Raw genomic sequence first — 22,246 nt, 5'->3', positions numbered from 1 at the left:
AGGGGGAGGCGAGTTCGGCGTGAAGTTCGATATGGGTACGCAGACGTTGTCGACGTTGACGCGTGATTCGCGTGGGTCGAGTGATGATCTGGGGTCGTTGATCCGTCAGTTGGTGCAGGCGGTGGAGCCGTTGGAGGGGAAGTTCAACGGTACGGGGCGGCGGATGTTCGATGAGTTCAAGGGGCGGGCGGACGGGATCGCGCGTGAGTTGAATGCGTCGTTGTCGGCGATTGTGGGTGGTCAGTCGGGGATGGACGGTGCGTTCTCGTCGGGTGATCAGGAGCAGGGTGACAATGCGCGGCATCACATGGGTGCGGCGAATTTCGATGCGGCGCGGTTCCGCTGATCCGTCGGCCGTCGTCTGTGCCGGTGATGCCGGTGGTCCGGTGTCGTTGGTGTTGTCTGTTCTGTTGTTTTTCTGTTTCACGGGGAGTGGTGTGTGATGGCGGGTTCGGGTTCGGATCGTCGTTCGTATGACACGGGTGCGTCGTCGGATGTGCAGGGGAGTCTTCAGGCGGTGGTGGCGCGGTTGGAGGAGGTGATCGGGCAGCGTGATCGTCAGGTGAAGGCGGCGATGGCTGATTTCACGGCTGATGGTGTGGCGGATGAGTATCACGGCAAGGAGCAGCGGTGGAATCGTGCGTCGCAGGAGGTGCGGAACATCATCGGGCTGGTGAAGTCGACGTTGGAGAAGAATGATGCGACGGCGCAGTCGACGTTGGCGAAGGCGAAGTCGGCGGTGGACAACATCGGCTGAGGGGCCGGTGATGGTCGCTCCGGGGTGCCAAACCATTCGATGACGGGGGTTGTCGGTGTCGGGCTGGGATCTGAAGCCGCAGGGTATTTCGGGTGTGTTGAGGACGACGGGTGAGTCGGCGTCGCATCTGGAGACGTACGGGAAGGCGTTCGGGGAGCATTTGACGTCGGCGGCGACGTATGCGGGGACGATCTCGGCGGATGCGGGCGGGGGCGGTGGCTCCGGGGGTAAGGACGGTAAGGGGCAGGGGGGTCTGGTGGCGTTGGCTCTGTCGCAGTGGGCGGAGCATGCGTCGAAGGATCTGCAGTTCGTGGCGGCGCGGGCGGGTAAGTCGTTGCAGGGTGTGGTGGATGCGACGACGGCGTATCTGAATGGTGATGAGGAGATGGCGGCGCGTGCGCAGCGTGCTGCGTTGAAGGCGCCGAAGCTGGATGCTCCCGGGGTGGGTGCGGGGTGATCAAGCCTGAGGAGATTCCGCAGTTCACGGGTGATCTGGAACTGCTGGAGAAGGCGTACGGGAACCTGAAGACGGACGCGGGTCATATCCGTTCGACCGGTCAGGACGTCCATACCAGGTTCCAGGGGTTGTCGGCGTATTACAGGGCTCCGGAGGCGGAGCAGTTGTTCGCGTCGACGAAGCCGGTGAAGGATCGTGCGGACACGTTCGCGACCGGGCTGGAGTCGGTGTCGGGGGCGTTGTCGGGGTATGCGACGGAGATCCGTCCGCTGGTGAAGAAGCTGGAGGATCTGAAGGACGAGGCGACGACGTTCGTCGATTCGGTGAAGGACGATGACGACTGGCAGTACGACGGTGACAAGGTCGGCCGGCACAACCGGATCCGGGACGAGATCACGCGGACGGTGGCGGCGTTCTGGGCGGCGGAGCGTACCTGTCACAACAAGATCACCGCGTTGTTCCACGGTACGCAGATGGTCGCGGGGGACGGTTCGGACCGGAAGGACCAGTACGGGTTCGACGCGGATGATCTGAAGAACGCGAAGCTTCCCTGGGGTGACCCGGTGGAGGAGAAGCATCATGTGTGGGAGGTGGGTCACTGGGTCAAGTCGTTCGTGTGGGACGGCCTGATCGTGGACGGTGTGTGGGGCACGATCAAGGGCCTGGGGACGCTGGTCGGTTTCGGTGGCTGGGAGGCGATGGGCCAGGCGTGGAAGGGCCTCGCGCAGCTGGCGACGGGTCTGGTCCTGACCTCCATGCCGGGTCTGGGCACGCTGTTCTGGGCGCTGCCGGACGACAAGCTGCCGTCCTGGATCCGTGATTCGCGCACGGCGATGAAGGAGACGGGGAAGGCGCTGGTGGCGTGGGACGAGTGGGGCAAGAACCCCGCCCGCGCGGCCGGAGCGGTCACGTTCAACGTGCTGACCACGGTGTTCACGGGTGGTGCGGGGGGTGCGGCGTCGGGTGCGGGCAAGGCCGGCGCGGTCGCGAAGGCACTGTCGGTGGCGGGCAAGGCGGGCAGGGTCATCGACCCGATGACGTATGTGGCCAAGGGTGCGGGTGCGGGCCTGTCGAAGATCGGGGACATCACCAAGGCCCTGAAGGGCATCGGCAAGATCGACATCCCGGCCCTCCCCGAGAACGCGATCACCCTCCCCAAGGACGCCTTCCGGCTCCCCGACGGCAGCTTCCACCTCCTCGAGGGCACCCCGATCCCGGAGGGAGCGACGAAGCTGCCGAACGGCACCTTCAAGCTCCCCGACGACGTTCCCGTCGTCCACGACGGCGCCCACCCCCTGCCCACCCCCGAGGACACCGGTCCGCTCTACGGACACCCCGACGGCCACATCGTCGACGGCAACGGCAAGATCCTCATCCACGCCGACGAACTCCACAAACCCCCCGCCACAGAAACCAACCTCCCGCACACCCCCGACCCCACCCGCGAACCCGCCCTCGTCGGCACGGCTCCCCACACCGCCACCGAAACCGCCGCCCACACCGGCGCCGACGCTGGCGGGCACGAGGCAGCCAGAAGCGGCGGTCACGGCGACGTCTCGGACACGCCTCACAGCCTGGTTCGCGAGACGCAGGTCGGCCAAACTCACGAAGCTCCCCACGAAGCGGGCCGGGAGGCCACGCCTCACCACGAAACCGGCGGGTCCTCCCATGCCCACTCCGGTTCGGGCCGTGATGGCGCAGGCCACCATGCTGGTGGACATGACAACTCGGGGAGCCCCCGCGATCATGCCTCTGGCGAGCATGGGCACCATGAGACGCACACCGCGTCGGCTGACGGTGGACATCACCCGGCTGGCGACGGGCTGCCGAACGACGACATGGCCCATCACGTCGATGATCAGGATGTTCAACACGCCGACGCGTCGAACGACGGACCCGGACTCGAAAACAGGGGCACTCCCACGCCCACTCCGCAGACGCACCCGCTGGGGAAGAATCGCGATGGATTCTCCATCATGCGGTCGGACGACCCCTTTTACCGTGAGGCCCTCAAGTCGAAACCGCTCCCGGGGCATTACGACGTGGTGGCTCATGGAACGCCGCACAACACTTTGATGGACACCGCCGGCGGGCGGGAACTCACTCCACGGCAGATGGCGGACATCGTCCGGCGCCGGTCTGACTACACCCCTGGAACACCCGTTAGACTTCTGTCCTGCAACACGGGCCACGTGGACGGTTCGTTCGCAGCGCAGTTGGCGCGGAACTTGGATGCGCCTGTCATCGCTCCGGATGGATTCCTCTATGCGGATCAATGGGGGCGCTTCGGGGTGCACCGTGACCGCATGTTGTTCGTGAACAACGTGCCCGGACTGCCGAACACGTTCTACCGCTACCATCCCGGTGGCTATGTAGAAGAAATTCCCCGCTCCGAGTGGGCTGTGGACTGATGATAGAGGGCATCATGCGCATCCTCCCGGCTTTTGCTGAGATCGAGACGGCGGACGCGGACCGCTTCGAGCAGGTATCGCTGCGTGATAGTGCGGGGAAACTGGCCGAGTCTCTCCGTGATCCGCTGGCTCAGTACCTCGGTGGTTCCACGGTCCTGATGTCTGCGGGGAACGTCGCAGACCCCCTCGACGAGGAGAAGGGTCCGGTTGTCCCCTTCGGATTTTCAACCGACGGGGAGTGGGCCTGGCCGACGTACTGGGCTTACTTTGTTCGGGAATACGGCACCTCGGTCCCCTCGGATTTCCTGATGCATGCTCAGTCGCGTGGCTTCACTCCTGTGGAGCTTGACGACGACGAAGCGAGGAGCGCCGCGGACCGTATCCAGCAACTGCTCGAAAATTAGACAGGGAACGAAAACTTGAAGCCTCGTGGTCTCTGCGGCGGGGAGGCGACGTCATCGAATCTGTGACAAGCTCCTCGCCGGTGCGAAGACCCTGGGCTGGGTAAGACGGAGAAGCGGATTCCTCCAGGTTCCCGGACGACGAGGTCGCCGCGCGGCGGTTGAGAGAGTGGCTGGACGAGGAGGCTGGTCCCGATGCCACTGGACTCGCCCTCAGCGGTGCCGATCTGCCTCGCCCGTACGCGCTGGCGGCGGACTTCAGCCGAGCCGATCTGACGGGTGCCCCGCTGGTGCGGGTCGAACTTGACGATGCTGCCTTGAGAGAAGCGGTTCTCGACGGGGCGGATCTGGCGAAGGCTTCGTGGTGTGAAGTGGTGGCATCCAGGTTGTTGCTTCCCCCAGTAGAGCGGGTAAAGAAGGGGGACCCCATGGGCCTGCTGCTCCGAGCACCGGAGGAATGCGCGTCCTGGTTCTGGGATCTGGAGGACTATGGGCCGCCCGGCCTCCGATCAGCACTCAGGACGGCGGCTCGGATGGTCGCGGTACTGCGGAAGTACGGCCTCCTGGAGCCACGAGGTCTGGAATTCCCCTGGTTCATTCCCGGAGCAGGAGGCGCCCCGGCGAGTACCCGCTTGCATCTGTTGAGGTCTCTCGATGACGAGCAGGTATTTCAGCGGGTCCAGGACATGCGTCCCGTGGGCTTCCCGGAAGCCGAGATGGGTGACGTTCTCGTGGCGGGTGCCGGTGTCTGGGTCGATGAAAACGGTGCACAGCGCAGTGAGTACCGACATGTGGAGCTGACTGTCTCCCCGGAGCGCCTTGGGCTGTCTGCCGCGGTGTCCGTCCATCACGACATCTGGGGCTTGTGCGACTTCCGTGGCACGCCGCACCCTGAGGTCCAGCAGCAGAACGCCCCGCGCCTCGCGGCGGCTTTGAAGGAGTTGGACGACCTGTTGGGAACCGTTGCGGAGCCAGGAGAAGCGACATACTTCGGGGGCGCGGAAGGATATGGAGTAGCGGAGCCCATGATGGTTGACGGACGTGGTCCCGATCTGACCGACCGGTTGTGACAGGCAGGGCCATCGATCCTGACTTCGTTTCGATCTGGAAGCAGAGGGAGAGTTGGGTAAATTTGGCCCTGTATGCGCGTGTTGAGAAAATGCAGGAATGTGATCGACGGGCTCGTTATAAATACACGCATATTTCCGGTCGTGAGCGGTACATTCTGCTGGACAAGGACACGGGGGCGATCTCTGCCGAAGGTGGCGTGGAAGATATTCTCTACCGAGCGGTGGCCATGAAGGTCGCTTCAGCCTGGCTGCGGGACGGCGCGGCCCCGGGAAGGCTGCTGGTGCAGTCCTGAAGTACGGCGAAGGGTACCGGGGCCACGTGGAGCCCGGCAGGACGGACAAGTGGGTTCCGCCGAGGTTTCCTGACGACAGGTTCGCCGCGCGGCGGTTGCGAGAATGGCTGGACGAGGATGCCGGTCTCGACGCCATCGGTCTAGACCTCAGCGGTGCCGACCTTTCGCGTGGTGATTTCTCCGAGTCGATGTTCATCGACGCGAAGCTGATCGGTACGAGGCTCGTCGGGGCCGAGCTGTATCGCTCGTACGCGCTGGCGGCGGACTTCAGCCGAGCCGATCTGACGGGCTCCTCGCTGGTGCGGGTCGAACTCGACGATGCCGTCATGAGGGAAGCGGTTCTCGACGGAGCGGATCTGGCGAAGGCTTCGCTGTGTGACGTGGATGCCATGGGAGCCAGCTGCCGTGGCGCCCAGTTCATGGGCTCCGCCCTGCTGGCCGTGGACTTCCGGTCCGCGGACCTCAGCGGCGCGGTCCTCGGTTCGAGTTCCTTCCGCGTCACGGTGGACGCGAAGACAAAGATCGAGGCGATGACGGGAACCGTCACCGGTCCCGTGACTCTGGTGGACCGCGCGGGCAGACGCCAACTGGCCGGCACGGAACTCGAAGTGTGGTTTCGCGAACGAGGCGGCGATGTCCGGGTCGTCGCCTCCGCCGGGTAGGGGCAGGAGTTCCGGTCAACCGACGCACGCGCGCTCCAATACCCCGAGGCGGCACTCGCCTGCGCAGTGCCATACTCCGCCCATGAAAACCGAGGTGGCGGGGACCGCGACGGCCTGGAGTCTGCGTCCCGCCGTGGTGGCAGACATCGAGCCGATCGCCGAGCTGCGGGCCGAGGTCATGCGCGCCGATCTGGAACGCCTCGGACGCTACGACGAGCACCGGGTGCGGCAGCGGCTGCGTGACTCCTTCTCCTCGCGGTACACCTCGGTCATCGAGGCCGGTGGCGCGCTCGCGGGCTGTGTGACCTTCCGTCCGGCCGACGGCAGGCGATGGCTGGAGCACTTCTACCTCGCCCCGCACCACCAGGGCCGGGGCCTCGGCTCCGCCGTTCTCCGCACACTGCTCCGGCGAGCCGACGCCCAGGGCGAGACCGTCGCCCTGAACGTCCTCCAGGGCAGCCCCGCCCGCCGCCTCTACGAACGCCACGGCTTCACTCTGCAAGCAGAAGACCCGGTCGACGTCTTCTTGGTCCGTCCGCCGAGAACAGCAACCGCCACGACCGCCGGGCTCGTCCCCGGCGATCACACGGCGATGTGACCGAGCGGGCGCGGCCGACCGCGCGGCGGCCGACCGCGCCCGCTCGCCACGCTATGCGGTACAGAACGAGCGGTCCTCTCCCTCGACCGTCCGTGTGGACGGTCAGGAGGAGTCAGCACGGGGCTCCGACACTGCTGACCCAGACGTCGAAGGGCCCGATCCCCGGCTCGCCGGCGGCCAGGAAGCCTTCGACGACCGGACCGAGGCGGTCGCAAGCCGCGTACGCGCCGCCGAACGGCAGGGCATCCGGAGGAACGGAGCCGGTCGGACCGGAGGAACGGAGCCGGTCGAGCGGTGGAGCTGCCCGGTCTGCGCGTCGTGCCACACGTAGAACGTCGCGACGCCGGGAAAGCCCAGGCCGTGAACGCGTTCACGGAGGGCGGCCGCGGTCTGTCCGAACGCGGCCACCACCTCGGACACGGTCAACGATCACCAAGGGCTCGTCCGCCACCTGACACCATGCTGCGGATGGACGTCTTCCTGACCCTGGCCGCGGCCGGACCCGAGGAGATACGGCGGATCCTGGCCGAGGCGTTCCGCGTCCCCGTCTCCGGCGTCGACGTCTCGGAGCAGTCCGAGGTGCGGTCGCGGAACTGGGACGCCCTCGTCACCTGCGAGTACGAGCACCTCGCCCGAGCCGCTGCCGGGGACCTCTCATGGGTCCTCGGCGTGTACGCGGCGCGAGAGGTCGAGCGGCGGCCCGCGGGGGAGGAGCTGGCCGCCCACCTGGCCGGGCGGCTCCGCGTGCCCGTGTTCCACACCTGGGACGGTGGGCTGCCCTGGATCAACAGGGTCGCTCTGCCCGGCGGCGGGGTCACACTCGCGCGCGTGGCCGAACCCGGTGGCCCGGAGGCCGGATTCTCCGTGGAAGCGGCCGAGGCGCCGATCACCGGCATGCCCCATGTGCCTGCCCTCCACCTCCCGGAGGTGGTGCGCGCCTTTCCGGTGCCGACGCCGCTGACCGACGCGGTGCTGCCCATGGGCGCGGTGAGCGGGCCGGAACGGAGGGCTCGCGGAGCGTTGGCCGCCTGGGAGCGGCTGTGTGTGCGGCTGCAGAGCGGCTGGCCGCCTCGCGGCTGGTACTCCGCAGCCCTGTACGCCGAGGACCTGGCCTGGCGCGACACACTCGCGGCGCCCCTGGCGGAACTCCCCGACGGCCTACGGCGCGAAGCCACCGGGCTACTGCGGGAACTGGACGGCGAGTACCGTGCGTCGACGCTGAACGACGCCGGGCACGCCCTCGCCGCCGCCCTTCGCACCGAGGGATTCACGGCGGCCCCGGCACCCGGTCGTACCTGGTACTGGAACCGCCGCCCCCAGTACCTCCCATGGGTGGAACCGAAGTGACAGGGACCGCCGTCAGTCCTCCCCGGCGAACAACTCCTCCGCATCCGCCGCCCGCACCGCCCGCTGGGCCCAGGCTTCGAGCTGGTCCAGGTCGGTGCAGGTGCTCACCCGCTCGCGGATGGCGTCCGTCACGGGGATGCCACGCCACTCGATGATGCGGAGCGTCATCTCGCGCCGGGCCTGGAGCCTTCCCTGCTCCCGGCCTTCCTCGCGCACCTGCTCGGCCAGCGGGTGCCGCCAGAAGTACTGGATCGCCGTCATCATTTCCCTCCACATCTGTTGTGCCTGGGGGTCGGCCAGGCAGGAGTCGACGAATTGCACGAAGACCGCGGCGTTGTCGGGGTCGATGGTTCCCAGGGCGGAAGCCAGGGACTTCAGTATGGCCGGGACCTGCGGACCGCGTCCGTGAGTCATCGCGGAGAGCACCGCGAGGGGGACGTCCCGTTCGGCCTGACGCTCGTCCGCGATGACGGGGACGTTGTCCGGGCCCAGCACCAGGGGACGGACGGTCAGCGAGTGCCAGCCGGGGAAGCCGAGCCGGATCGGACGCGACGCCCAGCGTGCCGTGGCGCTGCTCTGCGTGGTCACGATGAGCACCGGCTCGCACCGGTACTTCTCGTACAGGTAGGACAGGTAGTACGGCCAGCTGCCCCGCTTGCGTTCGTCCTTCTTCCCCTGCGATTCGACGACGAGCAGATAGGTGCCCGCGTCCGTCTCCGCGCGCAGCAGGGTGTCGACGCGGCGCTCGACCGGTTCGATCTCGGTGAGGTCCACGTTCAGCGCGGCGATCTCCGTGGGCTCGGGGAACGGAACGTGCAGGACCTTCTGCAGCGCTCTCGTCAGCAGCGCCGGGTCCTTCTGGAAGATCCGGTGCAACGCCTCGTGCGACGAGCTGACCATCAGCTCTCCTTTCCGTACGAGACGATCAACGAGCCTGGCCGCCATAAGTCGCGCCTACGTCCGGAACTCGCGTCCGCGTCCGACCGGCCCCGGTCGCGTCGCACGGCGAGGCCGGCCGGAGGACGGCGGCGTACGAGGGCGTACGAGTTCGAGTGCAACGCCGACAGCGGTAACCCGACCAAGGGCCGCCCCGCCCCCGCCCCGCCCCCGCCCCGCGTCCCCGGAGCCGCCGGGCCCGCCCCCGCTCCCGCCGCCCCCGTTATCTTCTTCGCGGTCCTGCAAGAGGGCCGCTGGCCTCCGGGCCCGGCATGACTGTTGCCCCCTGTCGATCGGATGACCTGGGGGGTGGTGTCACCGGGCCCGGGGGGTGCCGTCGGAGACGCTGATCAGAGGTCCGGCCACCGCCTGGCCGGGCGAAATGCCCGGCTGCTCGCGGGCGGCAGGTCTGCATAACGTGGCTGCGCGAGAACGGCTCCCGACCTCGGGGCCGGCACACGTCGACACATGTGGGGGCACGGTGATCAGCATCGACGGGGTGGGCGTCTTCCTGGGCCTGGACGTCGGCAAGCAGACCCATCACGGACACGGACTGACCCCGGCCGGGAAGACGGTCTTCGACAAGCCGCTGCCGAACAGCGAACCGAAGCTGCGGGCGGTCTTCGACAAGCTGAAGGCCAAGTTCGGCACCGTCCTGGTGGTCGTGGACCAGCCCGCCTCCATCGGCGCCCTGCCGCTGACCGTCGCCCGGGACGCCGACTGTCAGGTCGCCTACCTGCCCGGCCTGGCGATGCGCAGGATTGCCGACCTCTACCCCGGCGAAGCCAAGACCGACGCGAAGGACGCCGCCGTCATCGCGGACGCCGCCCGCACCATGCCCCACACCCTGCGCACCCTCGACCTGACCGACGAGGTCACCGCCGAGCTGACCATGCTCGCCGGCTTCGACCAGGACCTCGCCGGCGAGGCCAACCGCACCTCCAACCGCATCCGCGGCCTGCTCACCCAGTTCCACCCCAGCCTCGAACGCGTCCTGGGCCCGCGCCTGGACCATCCGGCAGTGACCTGGCTCCTCGAGCGCTACGGATCCCCACAAGCACTCCGCAAAGCGGGCCGCCGCAAACTGGTCGAGGTCGTCCGGCCCCGGGCGCCGCGCATGGCCGAGCGGCTGGTCGACGACATCTTCACCGCGCTCGACGAGCAGACCGTCGTCGTCCCGGGCACCGGCACCCTCGACGTGATCGTGCCGTCGCTGGCGAAGTCGCTGGCCGCCGTCCACGAACAACGCCGGGCCCTGGAAACGCGGATCGAGGCACTGCTGGAGGCCCACCCTCTTTCCCAGGTCCTGACCTCGATGCCCGGCATCGGCGTCAGGACCGCCGCAGTCCTCCTGGCCACCATCGGCGACGGCAGCAGCTTTCCCACCGCCGCCCACCTGGCCTCCTACGCCGGCCTTGCCCCGGCAACCCGCCAGTCCGGCACGTCGCTCCACGGCGAGCACGCCCCCAGAGGCGGCAACCGGCAGCTGAAACGAGCGATGTTCCTCTCCGCGTTCGCAGCCCTCCACGATCCCGCCTCCCGCACCTACTACGACCGCTGCCGAGCCCGCGGCAAAACCCACACCCAGGCCCTCCTCCGACTCGCCCGCCACCGCATCAGCGTCCTGTTCGCCATGCTCCGCGACGGAACCTTCTACGAACCCCGCAGCCCTCGCCTCGCTTGACGAAGGACATAGAGGCACCCCCCGCCGGCGCCCTCTCCCTACCCCACTCCCTACCCCCACTGTCACCCCCCACCGGTACCGTCGGATCATGGCTCGACAGGCGGGGACCCAGGCGGCCCAGGGTGACGGTGAGCGGCGGTTCGCCGTGGTCGAAGGGGTGCTGGAGCGGATCACGTACGCGAACGAGGAGAACGGGTACACGGTCGCGCGCGTGGACACCGGCAGAGGAGCCGGTGATCTGCTGACCGTCGTCGGGGCGCTGCTCGGTGCGCAGGTGGGGGAGTCGCTGCGGCTGGAGGGCCGCTGGGGGTCCCATCCGCAGTACGGGAAGCAGTTCCACGTCGAGAACTACACGACGGTCCTGCCGGCCACCGTCCAGGGCATCCGCCGCTACCTCGGCTCCGGTCTGGTCAAGGGGATCGGGCCGGTCTTCGCGGACCGGATCACCCAGCACTTCGGCACCGACACCCTGCGGATCATCGAGGAGGAGCCCAAGCGGCTCATCGAGGTCCCCGGCCTCGGGCCCAAGCGGACCAGGAAGATCGCCGACGCCTGGGAGGAGCAGAAGGCGATCAAGGAGGTCATGCTCTTCCTCCAGACGGTCGAGGTGTCCACCTCCGTCGCCGTGCGCATCTACAAGAAGTACGGCGACGCGTCGATCTCCGTGGTGAAGAACCAGCCGTACCGGCTCGCCGCCGACGTCTGGGGCATCGGCTTCCTGACCGCCGACAAGATCGCCCGGTCCGTCGGCATCCCGCACGACAGCCCGGAGCGGGTCAAGGCGGGGCTCCAGTACGCGCTGTCGCAGTCCGCCGACCAGGGGAACTGCTTCCTGCCCGAGGAGCGGCTGATCGCCGACGCGGTGAAGCTGCTCCAGGTGGACACCGGGCTGGTCATCGAGTGCCTGGCCGCCCTCGCGGAGCCGGACGAGGACGGCGGCGATCCCGGGGTCGTACGGGAGAAGGTGCCCGCGGCCGAGGGGGAGGCGGCGGAGTCCGTCAGCGCCGTGTACCTGGTGCCGTTCCACCGCGCCGAGCTCTCCCTGTCCGCGCAGGTGCTGCGCCTGCTGCGGACCGAGCAGGACCGGATGCCGCACTTCCGGGACGTGGCCTGGGACAAGGCGCTGGGCTGGCTGCGCGGACGGACGGGGGCCGATCTCGCGCCCGAGCAGGAGACGGCCGTCCGGCTCGCGCTGACCGAGAAGGTGGCGGTGCTGACCGGCGGGCCCGGCTGCGGCAAGTCCTTCACCGTGCGCTCGATCGTGGAGCTGGCCCGCGCCAGGAAGGCGAAGGTGGTGCTGGCCGCGCCGACCGGCCGGGCCGCCAAGCGGCTGTCCGAGCTGACCGGCGCCGAGGCGTCCACCGTGCACCGGCTGCTGGAGCTGAGGCCCGGCGGCGACGCGGCGTACGACCGGGACCGGCCGCTGGACGCCGACCTCGTCGTGGTCGACGAGGCGTCCATGCTGGACCTCCTGCTCGCCAACAAGCTGGTCAAGGCCGTACCGCCGGGCGCGCACCTGCTGTTCGTGGGGGACGTGGACCAGTTGCCCAGCGTGGGCGCGGGCGAGGTGCTGCGGGATCTGCTGGCCGAGCGGAGCCCGGTCCCGGCGGTGCGCCTCACCCGGGTCTTCCGCCAGGCCCAGCAGTCCGGCGTCGTCACCAACGCGCACCGCATCAACTCCGGGCAGCAGCCGCTCACCGACGGTCTGAAGGACTTCTTCCTCTTCGTCGAGGACGACACGGAGGAGGCGGGCCGGCTCACCGTGGACGTGGCGGCGCGGCGGATCCCGGCCAGGTTCGGGCTCGACCCGCGCCGGGACGTGCAGGTGCTGGCGCCCATGCACCGGGGCCCGGCGGGCGCCGGCACGCTCAACGGGCTGCTCCAGCAGGCCATCACGCCGGGCCGCCCCGATCTCGCGGAGAAGCGGTTCGGCGGGCGGGTCTTCCGGGTCGGCGACAAAGTCACCCAGATCCGCAACAATTACGAGAAAGGGGCGAACGGCGTCTTCAACGGCACCGTGGGCGTGGTCACTTCGCTCGACCCGGTCGACCAGCGGCTGACGGTGCTGACCGACGAGGACGAGGAAGTGCCCTACGAGTTCGACGAACTGGACGAGCTGGCGCACGCGTACGCGGTCACCATCCACCGCTCCCAGGGCAGCGAGTACCCGGCCGTGGTGATCCCGGTGACCACCGGCGCCTGGATGATGCTCCAGCGCAACCTGCTCTACACGGCGGTGACCCGGGCCAAGCGGCTGGTGGTGCTCGTCGGCTCGCGCCGGGCCATCGGCCAGGCGGTGCGCACGGTCTCGGCGGGACGCCGCTGCACGGCGCTGGATTTCCGGCTCCGGGGCGCCTGAAGCCGTAAAACAGCAACAGAAGGACCGGAAGGGCGACAAAATCTGACGAACAGGCCGCTCCTGGCCCGGAAAATCCCGCCGCCGCCCCCGGTGCGGGCCCGTCGCGCAAAAAATGATCGATCAAACGAGTCGCAAAGGTCACAGAACACTTCCCGACGCTGCTCCGAGGGGGCAGGATGAGCAGGTTGGCGGCACTGAGTGCCGCCAATAGGCCCAATGGTCGACCCCGAGTGCACTCTCCTGAGCCAAATGGGGGATGGTAGAGACAGTCAGGGCACCTCGAAGATGAGGCACTACGTCGGTGAGGGAAGACGTGAGCGACAACTCTGTAGTACTGCGGTACGACGGCGACGAGTACACCTACCCGGTGATCGACAGCACCGTCGGCGACAAGGGCTTCGACATCGGGAAGCTCCGCGCCCAGACCGGTCTGGTGACTCTGGACAGCGGCTACGGCAACACGGCCGCGTACAAATCCGCCGTCACCTATCTCGATGGCGAGCAGGGCATTCTCCGGTACCGCGGCTACCCCATCGAGCAGCTCGCCGAGCGCTCCACCTTCCTTGAGGTGGCCTACCTGCTCATCAACGGTGAGCTGCCGACCGTCGACGAGCTCTCCACCTTCAAGAACGAGATCACGCGGCACACCCTGCTGCACGAGGACGTCAAGAACTTCTACAAGGGGTTCCCGCGCGACGCCCACCCGATGGCGATGCTGTCCTCGGTCGTCTCGGCGCTGTCCACCTTCTACCAGGACAGCCACAACCCGTTCGACGAGAAGCAGCGCGACCTGTCCACGGTCCGGCTGCTCGCCAAGCTCCCGACGATCGCGGCGTACGCGTACAAGAAGTCGATCGGCCACCCGTTCGTCTACCCGCGCAACGACCTCTCCTACGTCGAGAACTTCCTGCGGATGACCTTCTCGGTCCCCGCCGACGACTACGAGCCCGACCCGGTCGTCGTCTCCGCGCTGGACAAGCTGCTGATCCTGCACGCGGACCACGAGCAGAACTGTTCGACCTCCACGGTCCGCCTCGTCGGCTCCTCGCAGGCCAACATGTTCGCCTCCATCTCGGCCGGCATCAACGCGCTGTGGGGCCCGCTGCACGGCGGCGCCAACCAGTCCGTGCTGGAGATGCTGGAGGGCATCCGCGACTCCGGCTCCGACGTCGACACCTTCATCCGCAAGGTGAAGAACAAGGAGGACGGCGTCCGCCTGATGGGCTTCGGCCACCGGGTCTACAAGAACTTCGACCCGCGCGCCAAGATCATCAAGGCCGCCGCGCACGACGTGCTCTCCGCGCTGGGCAAGGACGACGAGCTGCTCGACATCGCCCTGAAGCTGGAGGAGCACGCGCTCTCCGACGACTACTTCGTCGAGCGCAAGCTCTACCCGAACGTCGACTTCTACACTGGTCTGATCTACCGGGCCATGGGCTTCCCGACCGAGATGTTCACGGTCCTGTTCGCCCTGGGCCGGCTGCCGGGCTGGATCGCCCAGTGGCAGGAAATGATCAAGGAGCCGGGTTCCCGCATCGGCCGCCCGCGCCAGATCTACACGGGCGTCGTCGAGCGCGACTTCGTCCCGGTCGAGGGGCGCTGAGGCGCTGCTCCGCCGCACGGGCCTCGCGGCCCCGGGCCTCGTTTCCGCCGGTCAGACGGTGGGCGCGGGGCCTTCGTGTGTCCGGAGCCGTCCGGAGCCGTCCGGAGCCGTCCGGAGCCGTCCGGAAAGTGGCAAGGGGCCGAGCGGAGGGGAGGGCGAGTGAGGGCGAGGGAGGCGGCGGGAAGCGGAAGGCGCCCCGGTGTGCCAGTCCCCCCACGGGCCGGCGACCAGGGCGCCTTCCCATGTCCCGGTATCGGATTCCCCCCACGGGATCCGGCCGGGCGTCTGTGAGAAAACCAGCGCCTGAACCGCTGTTCTTCGTACTGCCGTACCGCTGCCTCAGTTGCCTCGGTGCGCGCGCCGACCGGCGCCCGCACTGTTACCGCTCCGCGCTGTGCCGGGACAGCGCACACCCGGGAGGGCCGCTCAAAGCTTCCCGAAGTACGTGTCCCGGCAACGCAGTTCCAGGGAAGTCCCCCAAGACATCCCCAGACGTCAGTCGGCGCCCCCCAAGACGCTTCCTGACATCGCCAAACTTAGACCTTCGAACCCCTTCGATGGTTACGTTCACATCACTGTGACATGCGTCTCTTGCATATGTCCCATAGGTGCGCAAGGGCCCTGATATGGCGATCGAGACCCAAGCGTAAGGATGATGCGCGAGCCTTGTGAAGAGCTTATGTGAGGCGCGCGCCGGACTCCAGGGGGTCCGGCACTTCCGTCTCCCAACCGGTACGTCCGCCGCGGAACCGGCACTTCCGCGGCGGGACCGGTACGTCCGGCGGGCCGGTCCGGCTCAGCGGAACCTGCGCAGCCGCAGGCTGTTGGTCACCACGAAGACCGAGGAGAACGCCATCGCCGCGCCCGCGATCATCGGGTTGAGCAGTCCGGCGGCGGCCAGCGGCAGCGCGGCCACGTTGTAGCCGAAGGCCCACACGAGGTTGCCCTTGATGGTGGCCAGCGTCCGCCGGGAGAGCCGGATGGCGTCCCCGGCCACCCGCAGGTCCCCGCGGACCAGTGTCAGGTCGCCCGCCTCGATGGCGGCGTCGGTGCCGGTGCCCATCGCCAGGCCGAGATCGGCGGTGGCGAGCGCGGCGGCGTCGTTCACGCCGTCGCCGACCATGGCCACCGTCCGGCCCTCCGCCTGAAGGCGCCGTACCGCCGCGACCTTGTCCTCGGGCAGCACCTCGGCGATCACGTCACCGGCGTCGATGCCGACCGCCCGCGCCACCGACTCGGCCACCGTCCGGTTGTCACCGGTCAGCAGCACCGGCCGCAGTCCGAGGGCGCGCAACCGCGCCACGGCCTCCGCGCTGGTCTCCTTGACCGCGTCCGCCACGGCCAGCACACCGCGGGCCGCTCCGTCCCAGCCGACCACGACGGCCGTACGGCCGTTCTTCTCGGCCGCGCGCCGGGCGCGGGCCAGCTCCTCGGGCAGCTCCTCGAACAGGCGCCCGACGACGACCTCATGGCCGTCCACGCGCCCGCGTACGCCCCGCCCGGGGACGTTCTCGAAGTGCTCGGCGGCGGGCAGCGGCCCGACGCGCTCCTCGGCGCCGGCCGCCACGGCGCGGGCGAGGGGGTGCTCGGAGGCGTGCTCCAGGGCGCCCGCGAGCCGCAGCAGCTGCTTCTCGTCGGTGCCCTCGGCCGCGTGCACCTCCTGGAGGGTCATCCGGCCGGTGGTGACGGTGCCGGTCTTGTCCAGGACGACGGTGTCGACGCGCCGGGTGGACTCCAGCACCTCGGGGCCCTTGATGAGGATGCCGAGCTGGGCGCCGCGCCCGGTGCCGACCATCAGCGCGGTCGGGGTGGCCAGGCCCAGGGCGCACGGGCAGGCGATGATCAGCACCGCGACGGCCGCGGTGAAGGAGGCGGTGACGTCGCCGGTGGCCAGCAGCCAGGTCAGCAGGGTGCCGACGGCGATGACCAGGACCACGGGCACGAAGACCGCCGAGATCCGGTCGGCCAGCCGCTGCACCTGGGCCTTGCCGTTCTGCGCGTCCTCGACCAGCTTCGCCATCCGGGAGAGCTGGGTGTCGGCGCCGACCCGGGTGGCCTCCACGACCAGCCGGCCGCCCGCGTTGACGGTGGCGCCGGTGACGGTGTCCCCGGTGGTCACGTCGGCCGGTACGGACTCGCCGGTGAGCATGGAGGCGTCCACCGCCGAGGTGCCCTCGACGACGGTGCCGTCGGTGGCGATCTTCTCGCCGGGCCGGACGACGAAGCGGTCGCCCACGGTCAGCGCGGACACCGGCAGCCGGACCTCGCGGCCCTCGCGCAGCACGGAGACGTCCTTGGCGCCCAGCTCCAGCAGGGCGCGCAGCGCGGCGCCCGCCCGCCGCTTGGAGCGGGCCTCCAGATAGCGGCCGAGCAGCAGGAAGGCGACGACCCCGGAGGCGACCTCCAGATAGATCGTCGAGGCAGCGTCCATCCGGGAGACGGTGAGCCGGAACTCGTCGTGCATGCCGGGCATGCCCGCGTCACCGAGGAACAGCGCCCACAGCGACCAGCCGAACGCGGCGAGCGTGCCGACCGAGACCAGGGTGTCCATGGTGGCCGCGCCGTGCCGGGCGTTGGTGAGCGCCGCCCGATGGAAGGGCAGTCCGCCCCAGACGACGACCGGCGCGGCCAGGGTCAGCGCCAGCCACTGCCAGTTGTCGAACTGGAGGGCCGGGACCATGGAGAGCAGGACGACCGGGACGGCGAGCAGCGCGGAGACGGTCAGGCGCTGGCGCAGCGTCGTCAGCTCCGGGTCGCCGTCGGGCGCCACGGCCTCCCGCCGCGCGGGCTCCGGCTCCGGGGGCGGCGGTTCCTCGGCGGTGTACCCCGTCTTCACCACCGTCGCGACGAGATCGGAGACCGCTACCCCCCGGGGGTAGCTGACCTTGGCCTTCTCGGTGGCGAAGTTGACGGTCGCGTGCACGCCCTCCATGCGGTTGAGCTTCTTCTCCACGCGGGCCGCGCAGGAGGCGCAGGTCATCCCGCCGATGAGCAGCTCGACCTCGGAGTGCTGCCCGGTGGTGTCGGGCGGTGTCGCTGTGCTGGTGGTGGTGCTGGTCATGTCCGTACTCCAGTGAGCGGACCGGGCCGCACAGAACCAGTATCAGCTGGTCGATACGGCCCGGTGTCGAGAGATACGTGTCGAGAGGGAGAGCCGGGGGACGCGCGAGGAGCGCCCCGCGCGTTCAGGCGCGGCCGACGAGCTCGAAGCCGGCCTCGTCCACCGCGGCGCGCACGGCGGCCTCCTCCAGCGGGGCGGCGGAGACCACGGTGACCTCGCCGGTGGAGGCGACGGCCTTCACCGAGCTGACCCCGGGCAGCTCGGAGATCTCGGCGGAGACGGAGCCCTCGCAGTGTCCGCAGCTCATGCCGCTCACCTTGTAGACGGCGGTGACGGTGTCCGGGGTCTCGGTCTGGGCGGTCATGTCGCTCTCCTCGTCGTGGTGTGCGGGATGGGAGTGGCCCAGAGGGGCTCACTGCATTCGACACTATACCCCTAGGGGGTATTTATCAAAGGAATGGGGCGGTGCGGCCGCCGGTGGTTTCCGGGGGTATCGCCCTGACCGGTTCCCTCCGGTGAGGGCGAGGGCGAGGGCGGACGACGCGGGCGGCGCTGTTCGAACGGTTCGGGGGGCGGCCGAAGTACGCGGCGGCGGCCCCGCGACCGCCCCCCTCGTCTGCGCCTGCGGCGCCTGCCCCGTCCGCGCGGCGGGCGACCGGCAGGGCCGGCCGGGGCCGCCACGTCCAGGTCGGCCTGCCCGCTCTCGGTGACCGGCACCGCGCCCGCCGGTCCTCATGGCCCGCGCCGTCGCTCTGGTGCTGGAACTCCTCGGCAGCCACGGCATGGCCGCGCGCGCCTGCCCGGTACCGCTGCGGGCCCAGTCGCCTCCGGCGCGTACGCCCCGGCTCCTGGACACCTCCACCGTCGGCCTGGCGGCCGCACCTGCCGCACCCGCCGCACCCGCCGCGCCCGGCGCCGTCATGGGAACCGCGCCGGGCGCCGGGGTCACGGTCATCGACCCGTGGAGCTGAGGAGAGCCCCCGACCGCGCCGGGGCGGCGGGGCCTCAGCCGGACCTGCGGCCCCGGTTGCCCGGCCGGGCGGCCGCCCAGGCGCGCACCGTGTCGGCGTACCAGAAGGGGCGCCCGCCCTCGACCCGGTCGGGCGGCGGCAGCAGGCCGTGTTTGCGGTAGGACCGCACGGTGTCGGGCTGCACCCGGATGTGGGCCGCGATCTCCTTGTACGACCAGAGTGTTCGGTCGGTCATGGTGTGCACCTCCCCGCGCGCGCCACGGAGGCGGTCCGGAAGGCCGCCGGGGGGCCGGGCGCGGCGCCGGCGATCAAGAGAGCCTGTGCCGCGTGAACGAGGCGTGCGCGGCAGCGGCAAGGGCCTGTCGTACGGCTGTGACCGCCGTGTCACGGAATCGGGACATGTGTGACGGGAAGGTTGCCTACGGGGCAGATGTGCGCCGGGTGTCCCTCGGGCTTCTCCCGGGCTTCCCCCACACGTTCCCTTCTCGTCCGAATGTCCGGACAAAGCATTGACAGGCTTCCGCCTCCGGCACTAGAACCGGGGGAGCCGACGCGAAGGGGAGCCGATGGTGTACGACGTGATCACCATGGGGCGGATCGGGGTCGACCTCTATCCGCTCCAGACGGGCGTGCCGCTCTCCCGCGTCTCCGCCTTCGGCAAGTTCCTGGGCGGCTCGGCGGCCAACGTCGCGGTCGCCGCGGCCCGCCTCGGCCGCCGTACGGCGGTGATCACCCGGACCGGGGAGGACCCGTTCGGCGACTATCTGCACGAGGCGCTGCGCGGCTTCGGCGTCGACGACCGCTATGTCACGGCGGTGCCCGCACTGCCGACGCCGGTCACCTTCTGCGAGGTGTTCCCGCCGGACGACTTCCCGCTCTACTTCTACCGCCGTCCCAAGGCGCCCGACCTGGAGATCGACGCCCATGACCTCGATCTGCCGGCCGTCGCGGGCGCCCGGGTCTTCTGGGTCACCGGCACCGGACTGAGCGAGGAGCCGAGCCGCACGGCGACGCTGGCCGCGCTCGCCCACCGGGCGCGGTCCGGGCACACTGTCTTCGACCTCGACTGGCGCCCGGTGTTCTGGACCGACCCGCCCGCCGCCCGCCCCTTCTACGCCGAGGCCCTGCGGCACGCCACCGTCGCCGTCGGCAACCTGGACGAGGTGGAGGTGGCCACCGGAGTGCGCGAGCCGCGGGCCGCCGCCCGTGCCCTGCTGGACGCCGGGGCCGAGCTGGCGGTCGTCAAGCAGGGCCCCGCGGGCGTGCTCGCCCTCGACCGCGCGGGCCGTACCGCCGAGGTGCCGCCGCTGCCGGTCGAGGTGCTCAACGGCCTCGGCGCCGGGGACGCCTTCGGCGGCTCCCTCTGCCACGGGCTGCTCGCCGGCTGGGACCTGGCGCACGTCATGCGGTACGCCAACGCCGCCGGCGCCATCGTCGCCTCCCGGCTGGAGTGCTCCTCCGCGATGCCCACCGCGGCCGAGGTGGAATCGGCCCTCGCGGCGGGCGCGGTGCGGTGAGGCCGGACGCCCGGCCCGGACCTCCGGCCCGGGGGCGCGGCCCCGGGCGCGGCGGGCCCTCGGCGTACCGCGCACGCCGGTTGTACGGTGCAGGTACCCGTCGGTCCGGCCGGGGGAGAGTGCCAAACCCCGGGCGGCGGGCGCGTGTTGGGTGACACCATCCGGACAGCGCGCGCCGGCCGGCCATCGATCGCCTCCGGCGCGGGAGACCGCTTCGCCCTGGCAGGAGCGAAGTGCGAGCGACGACTCCCCGCCCGCTACGGCTCCCGCGCCGGAGGTCCCCGCCGCTGCTGCGGCTTGCCGCCGCCCCCGCGCCCCGCGGCGGTGCCGGGGACACTCCCACATGTGTCTACGCCGGCCGGTGAACCGCAGACACAGTGTCGGGCGCGCTCCGGGCGCGTTGCTGGTGGGATGGTCATGTGACGGCGGCCGCGCCCCGCACCGGCGGTCCCGGCCCCCTTCCGGGGCCGCCCCCGGCCTCGGCGGGCCCCGGCACGCGAGCCCCACGAACGGCACGTCTCGACCCGACGCCGCCATCTGCGAAGGAGTGACCCGGCATGACCAAGACCGTCAACCACTGGATCGGCGGGAAGGCCGTAGAAGGCGCCTCCGGGTCGTACGGTCCGGTCACGGACCCGGCGACCGGCGCGGTCACCACCCGGGTGGCGTTCGCCTCCGTGGCCGAGGTGGACGCGGCCGTGGCCGCCGCCCGGGACGCCTACCGCTCCTGGGGGCAGTCCTCGCTGGCGCAGCGCACCTCGGTCATGTTCCGCTTCCGGGCGCTGCTGGACGCGCACCGCGACGAGATCGCCGCGCTGATCACCGCCGAGCACGGCAAGGTGCACTCCGACGCGCTCGGCGAGGTCGCGCGCGGCCTGGAGATCGTCGACCTGGCCTGCGGCATCAACGTGCAGCTGAAGGGCGAGCTGTCGACGCAGGTCGCCACGCGCGTGGACGTGTCCTCGATCCGGCAGCCGCTGGGCGTGGTCGCGGGCATCACGCCGTTCAACTTCCCGGCGATGGTCCCGCTGTGGATGTTCCCGATCGCCATCGCCTGCGGCAACACCTTCGTGCTCAAGCCCAGCGAGAAGGACCCCTCGGCGGCGCTGCGGATCGCCGAGCTGCTGGCCGAGGCCGGGCTGCCCGACGGCGTGTTCAACGTCGTCCAGGGCGACAAGGTGGCCGTCGACCGCCTCCTGGAGCACCCGGACGTCAAGGCGGTCTCCTTCGTCGGCTCCACCCCGATCGCCCGCTACATCCACACCACGGCCTCGGCGCACGGCAAGCGCGTCCAGGCCCTCGGCGGTGCCAAGAACCACATGCTGGTGCTGCCCGACGCCGACCTGGACGCGGCGGCGGACGCGGCGGTCTCGGCGGCGTACGGCTCGGCCGGTGAGCGCTGCATGGCCATCTCCGCCGTCGTCGCGGTCGGGTCGGTCGCCGACGAGCTGGTGGAGAAGATCCGCGAGCGCGCCGAGAAGATCAGGATCGGTCCCGGCACCGACCCGGACTCCGAGATGGGCCCGCTGATCACCGCCGCCCACCGCGACAAGGTCGCCTCCTATGTGAAGGTCGCCGCCGAGGAGGGCTGCGAGGTCGTCCTGGACGGCACCGGCTACACCGTGGAGGGCTACGAGGACGGCCACTGGATCGGCCTGTCGCTGCTCGACCGGGTGCCGACGACCGCGAAGGCGTACCAGGACGAGATCTTCGGCCCGGTGCTGTGCGTGCTGCGCGTGGACACCTACGAGGACGGCGTGGCCCTGATCAACGCCTCGCCGTTCGGCAACGGCACCGCGATCTTCACCCGGGACGGCGGCGCCGCCCGCCGCTTCCAGCTGGAGATCGAGGCCGGCATGGTCGGCGTGAACGTGCCGATCCCGGTGCCGGTGGGCTACCACTCCTTCGGCGGCTGGAAGGACTCGCTCTTCGGCGACCACCACATCTACGGCAACGACGGCACGCACTTCTACACCCGCGGCAAGGTCGTCACCACCCGCTGGCCCGACCCGTCCGAGGCCCCGGCCGGTGTCGACCTCGGGTTCCCGCGCAACCACTGAGCGTGACGCGAACCCCCTTCGCGGCCGTCCGGATACCGGACGGCCGCGACTTTTTTTGC

General features: G+C 69.9%; 20 protein-coding genes and 2 pseudogenes. 18 read left to right on the top strand and 4 right to left on the bottom strand.

Annotated elements, in window-relative coordinates:
* The first annotated feature begins 19 nt into the window (after window positions 1-19).
* The 11 genes and pseudogenes from R4Z62_RS11260 to R4Z62_RS11210 all read left to right on the top strand — a co-directional run bounded on the left by R4Z62_RS11260 (window position 20) and on the right by R4Z62_RS11210 (window position 7,996).
* On the top strand, window positions 20-346 hold the full coding sequence (locus tag R4Z62_RS11260) for a hypothetical protein (protein WP_064533153.1): 327 nt from the start codon (window positions 20-22) through the stop codon (window positions 344-346).
* Between the two features lie 96 nt (window positions 347-442).
* Window positions 443-757 (top strand): pore-forming ESAT-6 family protein, encoded by a 315-nt coding sequence (locus R4Z62_RS11255; protein ID WP_389598429.1) that lies wholly within the window; start codon window positions 443-445, stop codon window positions 755-757.
* A gap of 55 nt (window positions 758-812) precedes the next feature.
* Window positions 813-1,214: a DUF6507 family protein gene (locus R4Z62_RS11250; RefSeq protein ID WP_491519663.1), complete on the top strand. Its 402-nt coding sequence runs from the start codon at window positions 813-815 to the stop codon at window positions 1,212-1,214.
* Window positions 1,211-3,625, top strand: a complete 2,415-nt coding sequence (locus R4Z62_RS11245; protein WP_491519721.1) for a DUF8616 domain-containing protein — start codon at window positions 1,211-1,213, stop codon at window positions 3,623-3,625. Before R4Z62_RS11250 ends, R4Z62_RS11245 begins: the two co-directional genes overlap by 4 nt.
* On the top strand, window positions 3,625-4,029 hold the full coding sequence (locus R4Z62_RS11240; RefSeq protein WP_382850653.1) for a hypothetical protein: 405 nt from the start codon (window positions 3,625-3,627) through the stop codon (window positions 4,027-4,029). The genes R4Z62_RS11245 and R4Z62_RS11240 overlap by 1 nt, the downstream gene beginning before the upstream one ends.
* 158 nt (window positions 4,030-4,187) lie before the next feature.
* Window positions 4,188-4,373 (top strand): annotated as a pseudogene (locus R4Z62_RS11235) (pentapeptide repeat-containing protein); the annotation flags it as partial.
* An 81-nt stretch (window positions 4,374-4,454) separates the two neighbouring features.
* A complete protein-coding gene (locus R4Z62_RS11230; protein ID WP_491521858.1) occupies window positions 4,455-5,096 on the top strand; it encodes a hypothetical protein in 642 nt (213 codons plus the stop codon).
* Entirely contained in the window at window positions 5,093-5,389 is a 297-nt protein-coding gene (locus tag R4Z62_RS11225) for a hypothetical protein (RefSeq protein WP_491519720.1), read from the top strand. The genes R4Z62_RS11230 and R4Z62_RS11225 overlap by 4 nt, the downstream gene beginning before the upstream one ends.
* A 26-nt stretch (window positions 5,390-5,415) precedes the next feature.
* Window positions 5,416-6,051: a pentapeptide repeat-containing protein gene (locus tag R4Z62_RS11220; protein WP_491519719.1), complete on the top strand. Its 636-nt coding sequence runs from the start codon at window positions 5,416-5,418 to the stop codon at window positions 6,049-6,051.
* 82 nt (window positions 6,052-6,133) lie between these two features.
* Window positions 6,134-6,649, top strand: coding sequence for a GNAT family N-acetyltransferase (locus tag R4Z62_RS11215; RefSeq protein ID WP_389599247.1), 516 nt, complete (start codon window positions 6,134-6,136; stop codon window positions 6,647-6,649).
* Window positions 6,650-7,117: 468 nt separating this feature from the next.
* Window positions 7,118-7,996: a hypothetical protein gene (locus R4Z62_RS11210; protein WP_491519718.1), complete on the top strand. Its 879-nt coding sequence runs from the start codon at window positions 7,118-7,120 to the stop codon at window positions 7,994-7,996.
* Window positions 7,997-8,008: 12 nt separating this feature from the next.
* Here R4Z62_RS11210 and R4Z62_RS11205 read toward each other — a convergent pair whose 3' ends face one another.
* On the bottom strand, window positions 8,009-8,896 hold the full coding sequence (locus tag R4Z62_RS11205) for an RpnC/YadD family protein (RefSeq protein WP_385504672.1): 888 nt from the start codon (window positions 8,894-8,896) through the stop codon (window positions 8,009-8,011).
* 517 nt (window positions 8,897-9,413) lie between these two features.
* On the opposite strand from R4Z62_RS11205, the gene R4Z62_RS11200 reads away from it, so the two are divergent.
* From R4Z62_RS11200 to R4Z62_RS11190, 3 genes are all read left to right on the top strand, one after another.
* Window positions 9,414-10,616: an IS110 family RNA-guided transposase gene (locus tag R4Z62_RS11200; protein ID WP_491518842.1), complete on the top strand. Its 1,203-nt coding sequence runs from the start codon at window positions 9,414-9,416 to the stop codon at window positions 10,614-10,616.
* Window positions 10,617-10,704: 88 nt separating this feature from the next.
* Window positions 10,705-12,975 carry an SF1B family DNA helicase RecD2 gene (gene recD2, locus R4Z62_RS11195; RefSeq protein ID WP_491519717.1) on the top strand — a complete coding sequence of 757 codons (2,271 nt, stop codon included), beginning with the start codon at window positions 10,705-10,707 and terminating at the stop codon, window positions 12,973-12,975.
* Window positions 12,976-13,288: 313 nt separating this feature from the next.
* Window positions 13,289-14,578 carry a citrate synthase gene (locus R4Z62_RS11190; protein WP_064533241.1) on the top strand — a complete coding sequence of 430 codons (1,290 nt, stop codon included), beginning with the start codon at window positions 13,289-13,291 and terminating at the stop codon, window positions 14,576-14,578.
* A 796-nt stretch (window positions 14,579-15,374) separates the two neighbouring features.
* Here R4Z62_RS11190 and R4Z62_RS11185 read toward each other — a convergent pair.
* Window positions 15,375-17,639: a heavy metal translocating P-type ATPase gene (locus R4Z62_RS11185; protein WP_491519716.1), complete on the bottom strand. Its 2,265-nt coding sequence runs from the start codon at window positions 17,637-17,639 to the stop codon at window positions 15,375-15,377.
* A gap of 124 nt (window positions 17,640-17,763) precedes the next feature.
* Window positions 17,764-18,003, bottom strand: a complete 240-nt coding sequence (locus R4Z62_RS11180; protein WP_491519715.1) for a heavy-metal-associated domain-containing protein — start codon at window positions 18,001-18,003, stop codon at window positions 17,764-17,766.
* A gap of 370 nt (window positions 18,004-18,373) precedes the next feature.
* On the opposite strand from R4Z62_RS11180, the gene R4Z62_RS11175 reads away from it, so the two are divergent.
* The gene (locus R4Z62_RS11175) at window positions 18,374-18,610 is read left to right on the top strand and encodes a hypothetical protein (RefSeq protein WP_491519714.1); all 237 of its coding nucleotides are present in this window, start codon (window positions 18,374-18,376) and stop codon (window positions 18,608-18,610) included.
* Between the two features lie 34 nt (window positions 18,611-18,644).
* On the opposite strand, the gene R4Z62_RS11170 is transcribed toward R4Z62_RS11175, so the two are convergent.
* Entirely contained in the window at window positions 18,645-18,845 is a 201-nt protein-coding gene (locus R4Z62_RS11170) for a helix-turn-helix transcriptional regulator (protein WP_018568391.1), read from the bottom strand.
* 331 nt (window positions 18,846-19,176) lie between these two features.
* Here R4Z62_RS11170 and iolC point away from each other — a divergent pair, with 331 nt between their 5' ends.
* The 3 genes and pseudogenes from iolC (at window position 19,177) to mmsA (ending at window position 22,187) form a co-directional block, all read left to right on the top strand.
* A complete protein-coding gene (iolC, locus tag R4Z62_RS11165; RefSeq protein WP_491519713.1) occupies window positions 19,177-20,127 on the top strand; it encodes a 5-dehydro-2-deoxygluconokinase in 951 nt (316 codons plus the stop codon).
* Window positions 20,128-20,307: 180 nt separating this feature from the next.
* Window positions 20,308-20,410: pseudogene (locus R4Z62_RS11160) on the top strand (5-deoxy-glucuronate isomerase); the annotation flags it as partial.
* Between the two features lie 274 nt (window positions 20,411-20,684).
* A complete protein-coding gene (gene mmsA / locus R4Z62_RS11155; protein WP_491519712.1) occupies window positions 20,685-22,187 on the top strand; it encodes a CoA-acylating methylmalonate-semialdehyde dehydrogenase in 1,503 nt (500 codons plus the stop codon).
* Window positions 22,188-22,246: the final 59 nt, after the last annotated feature.

Source organism: Streptomyces sp. PL-25 (assembly GCF_058344915.1).
The sequence above is the reverse complement of the archived record's forward strand: the minus strand, read 5'-3'. Positions and strand labels throughout refer to the sequence as shown.

Excerpts from the sequence above, each read along its gene's own strand:
- mmsA (WP_491519712.1), top strand. The coding sequence starts at position 20,685 with ATGACCAAGACCGTCAACCACTGGATCGGCGGGAAGGCCGTAGAAGGC.
- R4Z62_RS11175 (WP_491519714.1), top strand. The coding sequence starts at position 18,374 with ATGGCCCGCGCCGTCGCTCTGGTGCTGGAACTCCTCGGCAGCCACGGC.
- R4Z62_RS11215 (WP_389599247.1), top strand. The coding sequence starts at position 6,134 with ATGAAAACCGAGGTGGCGGGGACCGCGACGGCCTGGAGTCTGCGTCCC.
- R4Z62_RS11205 (WP_385504672.1), bottom strand. The coding sequence starts at position 8,896 with ATGGTCAGCTCGTCGCACGAGGCGTTGCACCGGATCTTCCAGAAGGAC.
- R4Z62_RS11210 (WP_491519718.1), top strand. The coding sequence starts at position 7,118 with ATGGACGTCTTCCTGACCCTGGCCGCGGCCGGACCCGAGGAGATACGG.
- iolC (WP_491519713.1), top strand. The coding sequence starts at position 19,177 with ATGGTGTACGACGTGATCACCATGGGGCGGATCGGGGTCGACCTCTAT.
- R4Z62_RS11170 (WP_018568391.1), bottom strand. The coding sequence starts at position 18,845 with ATGACCGACCGAACACTCTGGTCGTACAAGGAGATCGCGGCCCACATC.
- R4Z62_RS11255 (WP_389598429.1), top strand. The coding sequence starts at position 443 with ATGGCGGGTTCGGGTTCGGATCGTCGTTCGTATGACACGGGTGCGTCG.
- R4Z62_RS11180 (WP_491519715.1), bottom strand. The coding sequence starts at position 18,003 with ATGACCGCCCAGACCGAGACCCCGGACACCGTCACCGCCGTCTACAAG.
- recD2 (WP_491519717.1), top strand. The coding sequence starts at position 10,705 with ATGGCTCGACAGGCGGGGACCCAGGCGGCCCAGGGTGACGGTGAGCGG.
- R4Z62_RS11240 (WP_382850653.1), top strand. The coding sequence starts at position 3,625 with ATGATAGAGGGCATCATGCGCATCCTCCCGGCTTTTGCTGAGATCGAG.
- R4Z62_RS11230 (WP_491521858.1), top strand. The coding sequence starts at position 4,455 with ATGGGCCTGCTGCTCCGAGCACCGGAGGAATGCGCGTCCTGGTTCTGG.
- R4Z62_RS11185 (WP_491519716.1), bottom strand. The coding sequence starts at position 17,639 with ATGACCAGCACCACCACCAGCACAGCGACACCGCCCGACACCACCGGG.